The organism is Confluentibacter citreus (assembly GCF_002807055.1).
GTDB lineage: Bacteria > Bacteroidota > Bacteroidia > Flavobacteriales > Flavobacteriaceae > Confluentibacter > Confluentibacter citreus.
Map to the genome: position 1 here is coordinate 22,391 of NZ_NIXN01000005.1, position 18,089 is coordinate 40,479.

The window sequence follows — 18,089 nt, forward strand, 5'->3', positions numbered from 1 at the left end:
AATTTTCTGGATTGAAGCAGGTTTTTTTATCTTTAAGCATGAAATTAGTATTATGAAATCATCACAAGCGAGAAGTTTTCTTGCAATTGAAAATCATCGAACACCGATATTTTTTTGAGATACACACCGAAGACGATAAACGATTCCATATGATCTTTGAGAAAAAACAATAACCACATATGAAAAAAATATTTATAATCATCCCTTTTGTTATTTTAATAGGTTTTATAAGTTTTAGAGTATTTAAAAAAGACTATGTATCACCCGAAGCCTTAGAAATGATGATATCTTATCTGGCATCTGATGAATTGGAAGGACGTGAATTAGGTTCTGTAGGTATTGAAAAGGCCGCGATCTACATTGAGGCTGTCTTTGAAAAAAATAATATCAAACCTTATTTTGAAACTTACAGAAACAATTTTAAATGGAGTGCTATAGATGCTTACAACATTGTTGGCTATATAGAAGGCAACGACCCCAAACTTAAAAACGAAGTGGTTATTATTGGAGCGCATTACGACCATATTGGTGTAGCAGATAAAGTTGGTGATGATGGCCTTGCCAATGGTGCAAACGATAACGCATCGGGTGTTAGTGGAGTTTTACTTATAGCACAACATTTTGCAAAGACAAAAAGTAATAAACGCAGCATCTTGGTCGCATTATTTTCTGCTGAAGAAAAAGGTATGCTAGGGTCTGCCTATTTAGCAAAAACACTTAAAGAAGATAATATAGACCTTTACACCATGTTGAATTTTGAAATGATTGGTGTGCCTTTTCCAGACCGGGATTATATGGCATTTGTAACTGGTTATGGATTATCAAACATGTCTGAAAAAATGAATGAGTATAGTGATTTCAATCTTACAGGGTTATCTGAGATTTCTGAAGAAAGAAATTTATTCAAGCGTTCAGATAATCTCCCTTTTTATGAAACCTTTAAAGTGCCTTGTCATACCATTTCATGTAGCGATTTGTCTAATTACGATTATTATCATCATGTAGATGATGAAGCGGATAAATTAGATTACGACCATATGACTAACTTAATAAAGAAAACCATTCCTGCCATTGAGGCCATTTGTAACACACCAACTAAAGAAATTAAACTATATAATGAGTAATATAATTATAACAGGCACAAGTAGAGGCATTGGTTTTGAATTGGCTAAACTATTTGCCAAAGCAGGGCATCAGGTTTTGGCAATTTCACGGAACAAAAAACCTATAGAACTACTAAAACTAAATAATGTCGCATCTCTTTCTTGCGATTTATGTGATGCAAACGCTTATAAAAGTGTGACAGATTTTATAAATACCAATTGGCAACAAGTAGATGTGTTGATTAATAATGCCGGTATGCTAATTAACAAACCGTTTTCTCAACTTTCTATGGAAGATTTTGAAACCGTTTATAAAACCAATGTTTTTGGTGTGGCAGAGTTAACCAAAACCGTGTTGCCATTTATGAAGCAAGGAAGTCATGTTGTTACCATCAGTTCTATGGGTGGTGTACAAGGGAGCATGAAATTTCCGGGTTTAGCTGCTTATAGTTCCAGTAAAGCAGCAGTTATTAACTTGACCGAATTATTGGCTGAAGAATACAAGGGCTCAGGAATCTCATTCAATGTATTGGCATTAGGAGCAGTACAAACTGAAATGTTGGAAGAAGCGTTTCCTGGGTATAAAGCCAACATGTCGGCTATAGGTATGGCACAGTATATTTTTGATTTTGCTTTAACAGGACAAAAATATTATAATGGGAAATTGTTACAGGTTTCTAATTCTACGCCTTAAAATTGTTAGACGTTATTTTTTACGATAAAACAGAAAATTGAAATCAATTCATTCCTGTTTTCTATATTTGCTCGTATGAAGAATATTCTTTCTCTAGTATTTTTTGTTTTTTTTGTTTTTTTCGGGTATTCACAATGCTTTGATTGTGGACACAGTATTGGAGGTCATATTGAAGATTATGTAGTAGATATTGATAAAGCCTCAGATGGAATAGTTTTAACAATCAATCCCAATCAAGGTTGGGGAAGATCTATATATAAATATGATTTTAATTGTGATCTTTTATGGTCTAATCTTTTTATACCTGATAATGGTCCAACTGATTTTATGATATTTAAAGACACTACTGTTGATGACAATGACAATATTTATTCTTTAATATGTAATAGTCGTGGGGGCGTAACAGTAGGTGGATTTTCAATAGAAATGGGCAGTAGCTTAATTAAATTGAATCCAAATGGAGTTATTGAATGGGTAAAAAAAATTAGTGATGAATGTTATTCAAAACGAAAAGTCCATTCTTGGATGGGTAATATTTATGTAACTGGTCAATTAGATGAAGGAATTAATAATAATTTAGGTTTAATAGTGCCAAACGGGTCAAGAAGTCAATATTTTACAGCTAAATTTGACACATTTGGAAATTTAATAAAATCGCAACTTTATGGTACTAATAGCTATGACTACTTTTTCGACTCGCAAATAGACAAAGATGGAAATATTTATATTATTGGACAAACACAATCTTCTGATATTAGTTATTACTATACTACTGGCAATCCTTATTTAACTAAGATTGATTCCAACCTAAATCTCGTTTGGTCAAAAGATATTTCTAGCTATTTAAGCTTTAAATTTTCTCCATTAACATTATATTATAATAACTCTAATGATAAATTGTATTTATGGAGTAAATACTATAAAAGTACATCAGACTTTAGCGGATGCAACGTAGGGAGTGTAATTATGGAAATTTCAAAAGACACAGGCGTATTGGAAAACAATATTATTGTTGATAATTGCGGATTTCTGCAACCTGTAGGAAATGGTACTGGAGATGTTGAACAAAGAAGTTTTATGACGCACGAAGGTAATAATTTATATGTTTTATCAAGTTTTAGGGGAGAATTAGAAGTAGGGAATCAAATAATAAATAGCAGCCAAACTATTTATAACGAATACAATTCAGATTTGGTACTATATAAAATAGATTTGAGTGACTTTTCGGCCGAACTAATTCTCAGATCTCAAGGGAATAATACTTATCCTGGTTATCGTGATCTTGCAGGGTCTATAGTTGCATTAGAGAACAGCGTATATTTAACATCTTCATTTACGAGTAATCCAATAACAATTAATGGTAATAGTATAGTAAATAATAGTGGAAATAATAATAGGGATATTCTATTTTACAAACATATTCTTGACCAAACTAATTCAACTAATTTAATATCTTTCAAAAACACTTGCTATACCGAAACAACAGAATTCTTAATTAATGGAAATTTCGATTCAGTCTTATGGAACTTTGACGATCCACCTTCTGGCTTGAATAATACATCTGATTTGATTGAAGCAAATCATACATTTTCAAATAGTGGTGTTTATGACGTTACTTTGACAGTTACATGTGGGACTGAAACAGAGATTATTACTATTGAAGTTGTTATCAATGAGAGTCCCATTATAAACCAAATAGCTAATTTATATGGTTGTGAAAGTACTTATGGAAGCCAGATTTCTAGCTCTTTTGATACAAGTTCAGTAGAAACTGATTTGATAGGAAATCGATCAAATTTATCTATCCAATATTTTACTGAAAATGGAATCGAATTGCCAAGTCCGCTACCAAACCCAATGTCAAATTCAGTCTTAGGGCAAGAAACAATTACAGCTCGTATTGCCTATATTGACAATCCTAAATGCTACACCGAAATATCTTTTGATTTAATTGTAAAATCTATTCCAGAATCTTTTCAAATTAATGACCTTTACACTTGCGATGACGATTCAGATGGTTTTGCTTTTTTCAATCTAGAAGATATTCAATCAAACATTGTAAGCAATAATACCAATATGGCTGTTGAATTTTATTTTGAAAATGGGCAGTTAATAACAAACCCATTTGATGCCATTGAAAATCAATTAGCAAATGAGGAAATCATTACAGTTAGAGCTACTAACACTGATACAGATTGTTATAATGAAACCACGTTTAAGTTAATAGTAAACCCATTGCCCACGGCGAATACTTTAAACAAACTAATAGGTTGCGATGATAATAACGATGGTATTTCAGAATATTTTGATACTTCAAATATTGAATCTCAAGTTTTAGGCAATCAAACAGGTTTGCAAGTCTCTTATTTTGATGTCAACGGAAATCCATTGCCAAGTCCACTGCCAAACCCTTATACCAATACCATTGCTAATGAGGAATTAATTACAGTTCGAGTTACAAATCAAATAACTACTTGTTATTCCGAAACAGTAGTAATTCTAAAAACAGCGTCTCAACCACAAATAAACCAACCTCAAACACTTTATGCCTGTGATTTAGGAAATGGTTTTGCAAATTTTAATACAACACATATTGAAAACGAAATCATAGGAAATCAAAATGGATTAAAAATCACATATTTTGATGCAGGAAACAATCAATTGCCAAGTCCTTTGCCTTCGACGTTTCAAAATACCCAACCTTGGTCGCAAATCATTTATGCTAGGGTAGAAAATGAGCTTAATAGTTTATGCTTTTCTGAGACCAGTTTTAATTTGATTGTAAACCAATTGCCATTGGTTTCTATTGATGATTCTTATTTTTTATGTAATTTAGAACCATCATTAAGTGTAAATGTTGAAAGTAATTTTGATACTTATAATTGGAAATATCAAGATGGTACAATTATTTCAAGTTCCTACCAAGCTGATTTGATTAATGCTGGAAATTACACCCTTACGGTTGGGCAAAACAATAATGACATTTATTGTGAAAATAGTTTTGACTTTAAGTTGATTCGTTCTGAGCTTCCAAGTATTGTTAATGTAGAATTCAAAGAACTATCTGATGATAATTATATAAAAATAAATGCTTCGGGAGATGGTGATTTTGAATATTCGATTGATGGCATTAATTATCAAAATAATAATTTATTCAACAATGTTTCAGGGGGAATTTACATAGTTTCTGTTAAAGATAAATTAGGATGTGGCGAAGATTATGAAGAGGTTGTTATTATAGATTATCCTAAATATTTCACTCCAAACGGAGATGGCGTAAATGATACTTGGCAAATAAAAGGAATAACAGATTATCCAAATGCTGAAATATTTATACATGACCGGTATGGCAAACTTTTAAAGCAAATTTCCGCAAAAGATGAGGGATGGGATGGTACTTTTAGAGGCCAAAAGTTGACTGCTACCGATTACTGGTTTACGGTTAAGCTAAATGATAACAATACGTTTACCGGACATTTTGCTTTGAAACGTTAATTTCAATTATTCTCAATATCACTAATATGGTGCTCTAAAGCCTTTACGGATATCTGTATTTCTTTAATAAGCAATGCCAAAGATACAATCAATAATACTAAGGCGGCACCAAATACCCAAACCGCAATGGTTTGTTGTTGTACATAAATAAGAAACATAGTTAATACACATAACAACAAACTGCTAATACCATAAATTTGCATAGCGCGTGTTAGGTACAATCGTTTCTTTATATTCTCTATCTGCTTTATAAGTTGTTTGTCTTTTTTCTCAAGGTATTTATCATGCAAACTTCTTACTACAGCAGCATAAGCTAAAAATCGGTTGGTGTAGGCGAGCATAATTAATGAAATGGCTGAAAATAAAACAGCAGGAGTGGTAAGCGTGAGTTCTTCCATGTACGTTTAAGTTTCCTATAAAGTTAAAGAACTTTTTAAACTAAGGGATTTATTAGGTGAAAATTTTAAAGCAAAATTATTACCATTTTAAAACTTTTCCTACTTTAGAAGCATGCAAGAAGATTTTTTACATTATCTCTGGAAACATAAAAAATTTGATGTTTCCAATATTACAACCACAGATAAGGAAAGTATTCATGTACTGTCTGTTGGGCAGCATAATTTAAATGCGGGCCCCGATTTTTTTAATGCCCAATTAAAAATTGATAATCAGCTTTGGGCTGGTAATGTGGAGATTCATATAAAAACATCCGACTGGTTTTTGCACAATCACGAGTTGGATAAAGCATATGATAATGTGATTCTACATGTGGTTTGGGAACATGATACTGATATATTCCGAAGAAATAATTCTAAGATTCCGACTTTAGAATTAAAAACCTATGTTTCTAAATTAGCCTTGAACAATTATGAAAAACTATTCGCTAAATCAGGTAAATGGATTAATTGCGAACATGATTTTTCCAATGTAAATGATTTTGAGTTGTCCAACTGGTTAGAACGCTTGTATTTAGAGCGTTTGGAACGAAAAGCTGAAGATATAAATACCTTATTGGTGACTTCAAAAAACGATTGGGAAGCCGTTTTGTTTAAAATGCTTGTCAAAAATTTTGGTCTGAAAGTAAACAGTGATGCGTTTTTGAGTGTGGCTAATAGCTTAGATTTTTCAATAATCAGAAAAATACTCACTAATAACATAACTTTAGAAGCCTTGCTTTTTGGACAAGCTGGATTGTTGGAACAAGATATTGAAGAACCTTATTATTTGGAGTTGACAAAAGAATATGAATTTTTAAAGCAAAAATTTTCACTGACGAACAACAATGTAACGCCTATTCAGTTTTTTAGGTTGCGCCCGCCCAATTTCCCAACCATCAGATTATCACAATTAGCAACATTGTATCACCTAAATCAAAACTTATTTTCAAAAATTATAGAAATAAATAGCGTGGTTGAATTCTATAATTTGTTCTCTGTTGGCACTTCACCGTTTTGGGAATCGCATTATACGTTTGGTAAATCTTCAAAAAAATCAAAAAAAATGTTAACCAAGCCGTTTGTCGATTTGCTTTTAATCAATACCATCATACCATTAAAATTCAGCTATGCACGATTTCAAGGAGTTAATATGGACGATTCCATAATAAGTTTAATTCAGTCCATTACTTCGGAGAAAAATAGCATTATAGAAAAATTCAATACATTAAAATTAGTATCAACTTCTGCGTTACAATCCCAAGGCTTACTTCAGCTTAAAAACGAGTATTGTGACAAGAATAAATGTTTACAATGTGCCATAGGGAATTCGCTTTTACATAATAATTGATTAAATTGCAGCATGAACATTTTTTATAAAACCTTATTGTACTTTCAAAAACGTGGGTATTATGTTTGCCAACGCATTGCGGATAGGTTTGGCATTAGGGCCAAGGTGGTTAGAACCACATTCATGTATTTAACATTTGTAACCGTAGGTTTTGGTTTTGCTTTGTACTTGTTTTTGGCTTTTTGGATGCGCATTAAAGATTTGCTATATACAAAACGATCATCGGTTTTTGATTTGTAAATAATATGAAGTCCCCCATCGTAAGTATTCTATTCCCTCATCTAAAATAATTGTTTTAGAAGGTTAGAACATAAGGGAACTCTAAATTCAGAATACAACATACATTTGTAGTTTTGTATTTTTATCAGCAGATGTTTTAAAACCCCATTTTTTTTTAGCATCTTGCCTTCTTTTAATAACTATATTTCAATAAAATTTCAATAAATAAACCAATATAGAATTCTTATGAAGAAATATCTTCTTTCAACTTTCACTTTATTATTACCATTTTTAACAATTGCACAAGAGGTAACTAAAAAAGGACTGGATGAAAAAGTAAATGATGCCTTTATGCCTCTTGCAACTTGGTGGGAAGGTTTTATTTTGACTAAAATCCCCATTGGGGAGTATCAAATTCCTTTTGTAGTGCTTCTGTTGGTTTTAGGTGCGTCTTTTTTTACCATCTATTTTAAATTTCCTAGCATTACTAAATTTTGGACAGCCATAAGTACCGTAAGGGGTAAGTATGTTGATATTGAAAAGCATGGCGTAGATAAGCTTTATAGCAATGATGAGGCGTTGGCAGTTGAGGATATTCCGCATACTATTAGGGATGAAAGTGCCCATGGAGAAGTGTCACATTTTCAGGCATTGGCAACGGCTGTCTCTGGAACCGTTGGTCTAGGAAATATTGCGGGTGTTGCGGTAGCAATTGGACTAGGTGGGCCGGGAGCTACATTTTGGATGATTGTTTGTGGATTATTAGGCATGTCAACCAAATTTGTTGAGTGTACCCTCGGTGTAAAATATAGAGATATAGGAAGCGATGGTACTGTTTATGGAGGCCCAATGTATTATTTATCTAAAGGTTTGAAGGAAATTGGTTTTGGAGGTCTTGGTAAAGTGTTAGGTATTCTATTTGCGGTTCTTTGTGTAGGAGCATCGTTTGGTGGCGGTAATGCATTTCAATCGAACCAGGCAGCCGTTCAAATAAGTACCTTGTTAAATTTACAAGGAGGTTCAACAGGCGTTATCATAGGCATTCTATTGGCCATTTTAGTTGGTATTGTTATTATAGGAGGCATAAAACGTATTGCTAAAATCACCGAAAAAATTGTGCCTTTTATGGCTGGGCTTTATATTTTGGCATCATTGGTCATCATATTTGCTAATTTCAGTGATATTGGGTTGGCTTTTACATTAATTATTGATGGAGCCTTTTCACCTATGGCTGGTCTAGGTGGAGTGGTTGGCGTTATCATTGTCGGATTTCAAAGAGCCGCGTTTTCCAATGAGGCAGGAGCAGGTTCTGCAGCTATAGCACATTCTGCAGTTCGCACACAATATCCAGCTTCCGAAGGGGTTGTGGCACTTTTAGAACCATTTATTGATACTGTTGTTATTTGTACCATGACTGCTTTGGTTATTATTTTCTTTAATATTAACGGCACAGAACCACAAGCCATATTTGATTATACGGCGCAACATGGAAGTAGCGTGATTTTGAAATCAACTGGTTTGCCAATTAGCGGTGTCGATTTAACCTCTTTGGCATTTGATTCAGTAATTCCTCATTTCTCGTATGTATTAACCATCGCTATTGTATTGTTTGCTTTTTCAACCATGATTTCTTGGTCTTATTACGGTTTGCAATCATGGAAATATTTATTTGGAAAAGGGAAAAGAGCGGACTTGGTTTATAAAGTATTATTCTTATTCTTTGTAGTAGTTGGTGCGGCAGCAACTTTAGATGCCGTTATTAAATTCTCTGATGCCATGATTTTGGCATTGGTATTCCCAAACATGATAGGTTTATTTTTCTTATTTCCTAAAGTGAAACAAGAAATGAAACGTTATTTGGATGCTATTATGATTAAAAAAGAGGCCATTCAAGATGGTGCTGAGGATATTACCAAACACATGTAATTAAAAAAAGTCTATATGAAATCCCATTTTACGTTTTCTAAAAGTCAGCGCAATGGGATTTTTTTATTGATAGTCACCATCATAGTCCTTCAATGTGTTTATTTTTTCATTGACGTTTCAACAGAAAAAATTAATGTAAACCAAGCATTATTAGAAACCTATAATAAAGAAATGGATTCATTGCGTTTGGTAGAACTTGAAGCTAGAAAACCAACCATATATCCGTTTAATCCCAATTATATTACAGATTATAAAGGTGTTTCTTTAGGGATGACAAATGAAGAAATTGATAGACTTCTGGCTTTTAGAAAGCAAAATAACTGGATTAATTCAGTAAAACAATTTCAGGAAGTCACTAAAATTTCAGATTCACTTTTAAATAGTATGTCACCGTATTTTAAGTTTCCAGATTGGGTTGAGAATCCTGTTTCTAAGCCCATTTCAACTTATAATAATAGTCCTAAAACCTTTGCTCAAAAGCAAGATTTAAATACGGCTTCCGCAGAGCAACTTCAAAAAGTGTATGGCGTCGGCGACGCGTTATCCCAGCGCATTATCAAATATAGAAGTAAGTTTAAAGGCGGTTTTATATCAGATGTGCAACTTAAAGAAGTATATGGTTTAAATTCAGAAGTTATTGAAAATATAACAAAGGAATTCACCGTAAAAACTCCAAGACCTATTAAAATAATCAATTTAAATACGGCCACTGTTGAAGAGCTTGTCACCATTCCATATCTAGATTATGATTTGGTGCATCACATTATAGAACAAAGACAATTAAGGGACGGATTTAAGGCGATTGATGAATTAACAAAAGTTAAGGATTTTCCAATCCATAAATTAGATATAATTAAATTATATTTGTCGCTTCATTGAAAAAGAAAAAGAAAAACAAAAATGAATAATATGTACTTCACTGAAGAACATCATCTTTTTAGAAAAAGCCTTCAAAATTTTTTAAAAAAAGAAGTCGTTCCAAATGTAGATAAATGGGAACAAACGGGTACCATTGATAAGGATGTCTGGAAAAAATTTGGCGATATGGGCTTTTTGGGAATCAATTACCCAGAAGCTTATGGCGGATTAAATCTGGATCTTTTTTATACCGTTATCCTTCTGGAAGAACTTCAAAAAGTAAACTCAGGCGGTTTTGCAGCAGCTATATGGGCACACGTGTATTTAGCCATGACGCATTTAAATGCCGAAGGCAGTGAAGACATCAAACAAAACTATTTAACACCAAGTATTACGGGCGACAAAGTAGGCTGTTTATGCATTACCGAACCATTTGGCGGTAGTGATGTAGCGGGTTTACGAACAACCGCCGTTAAAGAAGGAGACTCATACATCATCAATGGTTCAAAAACATTTATTACCAACGGTGTTTATAGCGATTATTTAATTGTTACCGCAAAAACAAAACCAGATTCCGGGAATAAAGGCATCAGTATTTTTGTTATTGACCGAGAAACACCAGGAATAACGGCAACCAAATTGAATAAACTGGGTTGGCGAGCGTCTGATACTGGTGAAATTGCATTTAATAATGTGAAGATTCCAGCAAGTAATTTGTTGGGAGAAGAAAATAACGGCTTTGGTTATATACTACAACATTTTGCTTTAGAAAGATTGATAATGGGAATCAATGCCCATGCCCGAGCAGAATATGCCCTTGAATATACTTTGGAATATATGTCACAACGCGAAGCTTTTGGAAAGACTATAGATAAATTTCAGGCGTTAAGACATACTTTGGTTGATTTATATTCAGATATGGAAATCTGTAAAGAATTCAATTATTCAGTTACTTATAGATTGAATAAAGGCGAATATGTTGTGAAACAAGCCACGATGTCTAAATTGAAGTCCACTAAAATGGCCGATGAGGTTATTTACCAATGTCTTCAATTTTTAGGAGGCTATGGCTATATGGAAGATTATCCATTAGCAAGAATGTTTAGAGACAGCCGATTAGGGCCCATTGGTGGCGGCACTTCAGAAATTCTTAGGGAAATTCTAGCTAAAATTATTATTGATAAAAAGGATTATAAGCCAGTTGTATAAATTATAAATTATTTGTTGTGCATAATTAATAATAGTTATTATATTTGCACTCTGAAATTCTAAAAGAGAGGAGGTTAAGACACTATGTTAATAATACCAATTAAAGAAGGAGAAAACATCGATAGAGCGCTAAAGCGTTTTAAACGTAAGTTTGATAAAACAGGCGTGAAACGTCAGTTACAAAACAGAAAGCAGTTTACAAAGCCTTCAGTAGAACGTAGAGCACAAATACAAAAAGCGCAATACATTCAAGGTTTAAGAGATGCAGAAGATAATATTTAATTAGCTTCCAAATCGTATATAATCTAATTCCCGCTACTCGCGGGAATTTTTTTTATCCTAAATTTAAGCATATAACTTGTGAGAACTTTGTACTTTTAACTTTGTACTTTTAACTTCATTACATGTCTCTAAAAAAATTCACTGATTATTTATTGCTAGAAAGAAAATATTCGGCTCTTACGGTGAAGGCCTATCAAACCGATTTGGAAAATTTTGTGGAATTTGTAAAAAGTGAGTTTGATGAAGACACCATTCAAAATGTAAACTATTCCCAAATAAGAAGTTGGATTGTATCGTTGGTGGAGAAAAAAGTATCCAGTAGAAGCATCAACAGAAAAGTATCGGCTTTAAACACCTATTTTAAGTTTCTTCAAAAAGTGGGTGACATCAAATTAAACCCATTAACCAAACACAAGGCATTAAAAACCAGTAAAAAAATTCAAATACCTTTTTCGGAAACTGAAATCAATACTGCCATAGACGATTTATTTTATGAAGATAATTTTGAAGGCATCCGAGATAAATTAATTATTGAGCTGTTTTATTCAACAGGCATTCGACGCATCGAGTTGGTGGAGTTGAAGCTTACAAGCATTGATTTTCAAAATAACACGTTAAAAGTATTAGGAAAAAGAAATAAAGAACGTTTGGTACCGTTATTAAATTCAGTGGTTCAATCATTACAACATTATTTAAAAACAAGAAGTGAATTAAAAACCGTTGTCGATACTGATACCTTGTTTTTAACAAAAAATGGCGTTAAAGTATATGAAACACTTGTTTACAGAATAATAAATGATTATTTTAGTAAGGCATCTTCAAAAGTAAAAAAGAGTCCGCACATTTTGCGGCATTCTTTTGCAACACATTTACTTAACCAAGGTGCAGATTTAAATGCTGTTAAAGAGCTTTTAGGACATTCCAGTTTGGCGGCGACTCAAGTTTATACACATAATAGTATTGCAGAGTTGAAAAAAGTGCACATAAATGCACATCCTAGAAGTAAAAAGTAGAATATTGTCTAACCCAAAACATGTAAGTATGAAAGTAAACACCCAGTCAGTGAATTTCAACGCAGACAAAAAATTGATTAATTTTATCCAAAAGCGGATGGATAAATTAGATTTGTTTTATGATAAAGTCATACAATCCGACGTATATTTAAAATTAGAAAACACGAGTGATAAAGAAAATAAAATTTTTGAAGCAAGGGTAAGTGTGCCCGGAGATAGCTTTGTAGTAAAAAAACAATGTAAATCGTTTGAAGAAGGAGCCGATATGGCAGCAGCTTCGCTAGAACGACAACTTAAAAAGAGAAAAGAAAAGTTAAGAGCAAAATTGTGACAAAATTTATCAAAAAATGTTTTGATTAAATAAATAAATCTATACATTTGCAGTCCGTTAGAAATAGCGGGCTTTTTTTGTGCTAAAAAAGTAAGAAAAAGGCCGATGTAGCTCAGTTGGCTAGAGCAGCTGATTTGTAATCAGCAGGTCGTGGGTTCGAGCCCCTCCATCGGCTCTTTTAAAAAGACGGTTCCTTTTGGGGTTTGGATTTTAAAAATTGAAATTTTGAAAAATTGGGGAGATACTCAAGCGGCCAACGAGGGCAGACTGTAAATCTGCTGACTACGTCTTCGCAGGTTCGAATCCTGCTCTCCCCACAATGAATTTCTGCTAAAGCAGGAATCTAAAATTTTGGTTTTCTAATCTAAAAAATTAGAATAACTAAGGTTTTATACGTTCTTTAAAAAAGTGAATTGGAATTTCTTTTATGGAGATTTCATAAAAATTGCGGGAGTAGCTCAGTTGGTAGAGCGTCAGCCTTCCAAGCTGAATGTCGCCGGTTCGAACCCGGTCTCCCGCTCTAAAAAATTTACGAGTTACGAAATGCGATTTACAGATCGTAAATGTAAAATCGGCAAATCGTAAATGAAACGCCGGTGTAGCTCAGGGGTAGAGCGTTTCCTTGGTAAGGAAGAGGTCACGAGTTCAATTCTCGTCATTGGCTCTATATTTGACAAAAAATAGATTACACTAATATTATTATATAACTAAGATTTAAATTATTTAAAAACATGGCAAAGGCAACTTTCGATCGTTCAAAACCACACTTAAACATTGGTACAATTGGACACGTAGATCACGGTAAAACAACTTTAACTGCTGCTATTACTAAAGTATTAGCTGATGCAGGTTTATCAGAAGCAAAATCATTCGATCAGATTGATAACGCACCAGAAGAAAAAGAAAGAGGTATTACAATCAATACATCTCACGTAGAATATGCAACAGCTAACCGTCACTACGCTCACGTTGACTGTCCAGGTCACGCGGATTACGTAAAGAACATGGTTACTGGTGCTGCACAAATGGATGGTGCTATTTTAGTAGTTGCTGCTACAGATGGTCCTATGCCGCAAACTCGTGAGCACATCTTATTAGGTCGTCAAGTAGGAATTCCTCGTATGGTTGTATTCATGAATAAAGTGGATATGGTTGATGATGAAGAGTTATTAGAGTTAGTTGAAATGGAAATCAGAGATTTATTATCTTTCTACGATTACGATGGAGATAATGGTCCTGTAATTGCTGGTTCTGCTTTAGGCGCACTTAACGGTGAAGCTAAATGGGTTGAAACAGTAATGCAATTAATGGAAGCTTGTGATACTTGGATTGAAGAGCCATTAAGAGAAATTGACAAACCATTCTTAATGCCTATCGAAGACGTATTCTCTATTACTGGTCGTGGTACTGTTGCTACAGGTCGTATTGAAACAGGTATTGCTAAAACTGGAGATCCAGTTGAGATCATTGGTATGGGAGCTGAGAAATTAACTTCTACTATCACTGGTATTGAGATGTTCCGTCAAATATTAGATAGAGGTGAAGCTGGAGATAACGCAGGTATCTTGTTAAGAGGTATTGAAAAATCTCAAATCTCTAGAGGTATGGTTATTGTAAAACCAGGTTCTGTAACACCACACGCTAAGTTTAAAGCTGAGGTTTATATCCTTAAAAAAGAAGAAGGTGGACGTCATACTCCATTCCATAACAACTACCGTCCTCAGTTCTACGTACGTACAACTGACGTAACAGGTAACATCATGCTTCCTGATGGAGTAGAGATGGTTATGCCAGGAGACAACCTTACTATTACTGTAGAGCTTATTCAAAAAATTGCAATGAACGTAGGTTTACGTTTTGCAATCCGTGAAGGTGGTAGAACAGTAGGTGCAGGTCAGGTTACTGAAATTTTAGACTAAAATAGTTAAGTAAATACTGTAAGCTAAGGTATTCCGTTTTTTCGGAATACCTTGACTTATATTTACGGGTTTAGCTCAGTTGGTAGAGCACTGGTCTCCAAAACCAGGTGTCGTGAGTTCGAGTCTCCCAACCCGTGCTAAAGTAAAAGATTACTGTTGAAAGTAACTTTTTTGATTAGATTTAAAAGTGTTTGAAAATTTGCCTAATTTGATTTTAAAACATTAAAAAAGGAATTTTTAATCCATTAAAAAATAAATATTTATAGAATGGCTGGATTTGTAAATTATATAAAAGAATCGTTTGGAGAACTAAAAAACAATGTAACCTGGCCAACATGGGCAGAAGCACAAAGTTTAACGGTTTTGGTTGCTGTATTTTCAATTATATTTTCACTTGCTATTTGGGGTGTAGATACTGTGTTCAGCAAAGTCATAACACTTTATTTCCAATGGATTAATGGATAAAACAAATTTTATGTCTGAAGTAGGTGAAAAAAAATGGTATGTTGTTAGGGCTGTAAGTGGTCAAGAAAACAAAATTAAGACTTATATAGAGAATGAAATTGCTCGATTAGGTCTGCAAGATTATGTTGATCATGTTCTAGTGCCAACTGAAAAGGTGATTCAGATTAGAAATGGAAAAAAGATAAACAAAGAAAAAGTTTATTTTCCAGGATATATCATGATTCAAGCAAACTTAACAGGTGAAATTCCTCATATTATAAGATCTGTTACCAATGTCATAGGTTTTTTAGGTGAAACCAAAGGAGGAGATCCTGTGCCATTAAGACTTTCAGAAGTTAACAGAATGTTAGGTAAGGTTGATGAATTATCTGTTGATGAAAGTGCAAATGTGATGATACCATTTACCAAAGGTGAAACCGTTAAAGTTATTGACGGACCATTTAATGGATTTGATGGCACCATTGAAAATATTAATGAAGAGAAGCGTAAACTTGAGGTTATGGTTAAGATTTTCGGAAGAAAAACACCATTGGAATTAAGTTTTATGCAAGTTGAAAAAGTATAATAATTGTTACACTATATAAATGATGTACTCCTAGGCTTCCAATTTTAGAAGTATATCGACTTAAATTATTAAAAATGGCAAAAGAATTATTTAAAGTAGTTAAGTTACAAGTTCGGGGAGGTGCTGCGAATCCGTCGCCACCGGTTGGACCCGCTTTAGGAGCTGCTGGAGTTAATATCATGGAATTCTGTAAGCAATTTAATGCTAGAACCCAAGATAAGCCTGGTAAAGTATTACCAGTTGCTATCTCTGTATACAAAGACAAATCATTTGACTTTGTTATCAAGACTCCTCCTGCAGCGGTACAATTATTAGAAGCGGCCAAATTAAAAAAAGGTTCAGGAGAACCAAACCGAAAAAAAGTAGCTAAAGTTTCGTGGGACCAAATCAAAACGATAGCAGAAGATAAAATGGTAGATTTAAATGCATTTACTCTAGTTTCTGCTATGAAAATGGTTGCTGGTACTGCAAGGTCTATGGGTATAACCGTAACCGGAAACGCACCGTATTAATCTATAAAAGACATTAAGAAATGGCAAGATTAACAAGAAAGCAAAAAGAAGCTTTAGCAAAAATAGAAAAAGGGAGACTTTATTCTCTTGATGAAGCATCAGTACTAGTAAAAGAAATTACCAGTACTAAGTTTGACGCATCAGTAGATATCGCGGTAAAATTGGGTGTAGATCCAAGAAAAGCGAACCAAATGGTAAGAGGTGTTGTATCACTTCCACATGGTACTGGTAAAGACATGAAAGTATTAGCATTAGTAACACCAGATAAAGAAGCAGAAGCTAAAGAAGCAGGTGCTGATTATGTTGGGTTGGATGAATATTTGGATAAAATCAAAAATGGTTGGACAGATGTTGATGTTATTATTACCATGCCTAGCGTAATGGGTAAATTAGGTCCGTTAGGACGTGTATTAGGCCCACGTGGTTTAATGCCAAACCCAAAAACAGGAACAGTAACAATGGACATCGCTAAAGCAGTTACAGAAGTAAAAGCTGGTAAAATCGACTTTAAAGTTGATAAAACCGGTATTGTACACGCTGCTATTGGTAAAGCATCATTTACAGCTGATAAAATTGCAGGAAATGCAAGTGAATTAATTCAAACATTATTAAAACTTAAGCCAACTGCAGCAAAAGGTACTTATGTGAAAAGTATTCATATATCTAGCACTATGAGTCCTAGTGTTGCTATTGATCCTAAAGTTAGCTAATTAGTTAAAAACTTTTATTATGACAAGAGAAGAAAAATCACAAGTAATTCAAGAATTAACTGCAGACCTAGCTAACAATGCTAATATTTACATAGCAGATATTTCAGGATTAAATGCAGGTACGACTTCAGATTTACGTCGTGCTTGTTTTAAAGCGAACATAAAATTAGCTGTCGTTAAAAACACCTTGCTTGCAAAAGCAATGGAAGCTTCAGATAGAGAGTTTGGAGACTTACCTTCAGTTTTAAAGGGTAATACCTCTGTTATGTATTCTGAAACTGGTAATGGTCCAGCTAAGTTAATTAAAACCTTCCGTAAAAAATCAGATAAGCCTTTATTAAAAGGTGCATTTATTGAGGAATCGGTTTATATTGGAGATAACCAACTAGACATGCTAGTAGATATCAAATCTAAAGAAGAGTTGATAGGTGAGATTATAGGATTACTACAATCTCCTGCTAAAAATGTTGTTTCAGCACTTAAATCAAGTGGTGGAAAATTAGCTGGTATCTTAAAAACACTATCTGAAAAAGAAGGATAGTATCACATAGTACGCACTCATATTACATTATATTAAATTAAAATTTATTAAAAACGATAGAAAAATGGCAGATTTAAAAGATTTCGCAGAAAAATTAGTTAACTTAACAGTAAAAGAAGTTAATGAATTAGCTAAAATATTAAAAGATGAGTACGGTATCGAGCCTGCTGCTGCTGCAGTAGCAATCGCTGCTGGACCTGCATCTGGAGGTGAAGAAGCAGCTGAAGTACAAACTGAATTTAATGTTATCCTTAAAGCAGCTGGTGCTTCTAAATTAGCAGTTGTTAAATTAGTTAAAGAATTAACTGGTTTAGGATTAAAAGAAGCTAAAGAATTAGTAGATAATGCACCAAGCCCAATTAAAGAGGGTGTTTCTAAAGATGAAGCAGAAGGCTTAAAAGCATCGTTAGAAGAAGCTGGAGCAGAGGTTGAGCTTAAATAAGCTTAACAACTAAACAATAC

Annotated in this window: 19 protein-coding genes and 5 tRNA genes; 23 read left to right on the plus strand and 1 reads right to left on the minus strand. The window is 33.6% G+C overall.

Annotated elements, in window-relative coordinates; all coding sequences use genetic code 11:
- Positions 1-179 precede the first annotated feature (179 nt).
- The 3 genes from CDH49_RS10435 to CDH49_RS10445 all read left to right on the plus strand — a co-directional run bounded on the left by CDH49_RS10435 (position 180) and on the right by CDH49_RS10445 (position 5,292).
- Entirely contained in the window at positions 180-1,124 is a 945-nt protein-coding gene (locus CDH49_RS10435; protein WP_100615464.1) for a M20/M25/M40 family metallo-hydrolase, read from the plus strand.
- Positions 1,117-1,797 (plus strand): SDR family NAD(P)-dependent oxidoreductase, encoded by a 681-nt coding sequence (locus CDH49_RS10440; protein WP_100615465.1) that lies wholly within the window; start codon positions 1,117-1,119, stop codon positions 1,795-1,797. The genes CDH49_RS10435 and CDH49_RS10440 overlap by 8 nt, the downstream gene beginning before the upstream one ends.
- A 75-nt stretch (positions 1,798-1,872) precedes the next feature.
- On the plus strand, positions 1,873-5,292 hold the full coding sequence (locus CDH49_RS10445; protein ID WP_100615466.1) for a T9SS type B sorting domain-containing protein: 3,420 nt from the start codon (positions 1,873-1,875) through the stop codon (positions 5,290-5,292).
- 2 nt (positions 5,293-5,294) lie between these two features.
- On the opposite strand, the gene CDH49_RS10450 is transcribed toward CDH49_RS10445, so the two are convergent.
- Complete coding sequence (locus CDH49_RS10450) at positions 5,295-5,690, minus strand: DUF2721 domain-containing protein (protein WP_100615467.1); 396 nt, start codon at positions 5,688-5,690, stop codon at positions 5,295-5,297.
- Positions 5,691-5,802: 112 nt separating this feature from the next.
- Between CDH49_RS10450 and CDH49_RS10455 the strand changes: the two genes are divergently transcribed.
- From CDH49_RS10455 to rplL, 20 genes are all read left to right on the plus strand, one after another.
- A complete protein-coding gene (locus tag CDH49_RS10455; protein ID WP_100615468.1) occupies positions 5,803-7,077 on the plus strand; it encodes a DUF2851 family protein in 1,275 nt (424 codons plus the stop codon).
- Positions 7,078-7,089: 12 nt separating this feature from the next.
- Positions 7,090-7,317: a PspC domain-containing protein gene (locus CDH49_RS10460; protein WP_100615469.1), complete on the plus strand. Its 228-nt coding sequence runs from the start codon at positions 7,090-7,092 to the stop codon at positions 7,315-7,317.
- A gap of 225 nt (positions 7,318-7,542) precedes the next feature.
- Positions 7,543-9,222, plus strand: coding sequence for an alanine/glycine:cation symporter family protein (locus CDH49_RS10465; protein ID WP_100615470.1), 1,680 nt, complete (start codon positions 7,543-7,545; stop codon positions 9,220-9,222).
- Between the two features lie 15 nt (positions 9,223-9,237).
- Positions 9,238-10,101: a ComEA family DNA-binding protein gene (locus CDH49_RS10470; protein ID WP_100615471.1), complete on the plus strand. Its 864-nt coding sequence runs from the start codon at positions 9,238-9,240 to the stop codon at positions 10,099-10,101.
- 21 nt (positions 10,102-10,122) lie between these two features.
- Positions 10,123-11,289, plus strand: a complete 1,167-nt coding sequence (locus CDH49_RS10475) for an acyl-CoA dehydrogenase family protein (RefSeq protein ID WP_100615472.1) — start codon at positions 10,123-10,125, stop codon at positions 11,287-11,289.
- Positions 11,290-11,373: 84 nt separating this feature from the next.
- Complete coding sequence (gene rpsU / locus CDH49_RS10480; protein WP_100612212.1) at positions 11,374-11,571, plus strand: 30S ribosomal protein S21; 198 nt, start codon at positions 11,374-11,376, stop codon at positions 11,569-11,571.
- 122 nt (positions 11,572-11,693) lie between these two features.
- A complete protein-coding gene (locus CDH49_RS10485) occupies positions 11,694-12,584 on the plus strand; it encodes a tyrosine-type recombinase/integrase (RefSeq protein ID WP_100615473.1) in 891 nt (296 codons plus the stop codon).
- 28 nt (positions 12,585-12,612) lie between these two features.
- Positions 12,613-12,915 carry a ribosome hibernation-promoting factor, HPF/YfiA family gene (gene hpf, locus CDH49_RS10490; RefSeq protein ID WP_100615691.1) on the plus strand — a complete coding sequence of 101 codons (303 nt, stop codon included), beginning with the start codon at positions 12,613-12,615 and terminating at the stop codon, positions 12,913-12,915.
- Positions 12,916-13,016: 101 nt separating this feature from the next.
- Positions 13,017-13,090, plus strand: a tRNA-Thr gene (locus tag CDH49_RS10495).
- Positions 13,091-13,150: 60 nt separating this feature from the next.
- A tRNA-Tyr gene (locus CDH49_RS10500) sits at positions 13,151-13,232 on the plus strand.
- 130 nt (positions 13,233-13,362) lie between these two features.
- Positions 13,363-13,435, plus strand: a tRNA-Gly gene (locus tag CDH49_RS10505).
- Between the two features lie 72 nt (positions 13,436-13,507).
- Positions 13,508-13,579 (plus strand) — tRNA-Thr (locus CDH49_RS10510).
- 67 nt (positions 13,580-13,646) lie between these two features.
- A complete protein-coding gene (tuf, locus tag CDH49_RS10515) occupies positions 13,647-14,834 on the plus strand; it encodes an elongation factor Tu (protein WP_100615474.1) in 1,188 nt (395 codons plus the stop codon).
- Positions 14,835-14,898: 64 nt separating this feature from the next.
- Positions 14,899-14,971: transfer RNA gene (locus CDH49_RS10520), tRNA-Trp, on the plus strand.
- Between the two features lie 130 nt (positions 14,972-15,101).
- Complete coding sequence (gene secE / locus CDH49_RS10525; protein ID WP_100612215.1) at positions 15,102-15,299, plus strand: preprotein translocase subunit SecE; 198 nt, start codon at positions 15,102-15,104, stop codon at positions 15,297-15,299.
- 10 nt (positions 15,300-15,309) lie between these two features.
- A complete protein-coding gene (gene nusG / locus CDH49_RS10530) occupies positions 15,310-15,864 on the plus strand; it encodes a transcription termination/antitermination protein NusG (RefSeq protein WP_100612389.1) in 555 nt (184 codons plus the stop codon).
- A 74-nt stretch (positions 15,865-15,938) separates the two neighbouring features.
- Positions 15,939-16,376, plus strand: coding sequence for a 50S ribosomal protein L11 (gene rplK, locus CDH49_RS10535; RefSeq protein WP_100615475.1), 438 nt, complete (start codon positions 15,939-15,941; stop codon positions 16,374-16,376).
- A 20-nt stretch (positions 16,377-16,396) separates the two neighbouring features.
- Entirely contained in the window at positions 16,397-17,086 is a 690-nt protein-coding gene (rplA, locus tag CDH49_RS10540; protein WP_100615476.1) for a 50S ribosomal protein L1, read from the plus strand.
- Between the two features lie 19 nt (positions 17,087-17,105).
- Positions 17,106-17,627: a 50S ribosomal protein L10 gene (rplJ, locus tag CDH49_RS10545; protein ID WP_100615477.1), complete on the plus strand. Its 522-nt coding sequence runs from the start codon at positions 17,106-17,108 to the stop codon at positions 17,625-17,627.
- A 64-nt stretch (positions 17,628-17,691) separates the two neighbouring features.
- The gene (gene rplL / locus CDH49_RS10550; RefSeq protein WP_100615478.1) at positions 17,692-18,069 is read left to right on the plus strand and encodes a 50S ribosomal protein L7/L12; all 378 of its coding nucleotides are present in this window, start codon (positions 17,692-17,694) and stop codon (positions 18,067-18,069) included.
- The last annotated feature ends 20 nt before the right edge of the window (positions 18,070-18,089 follow it).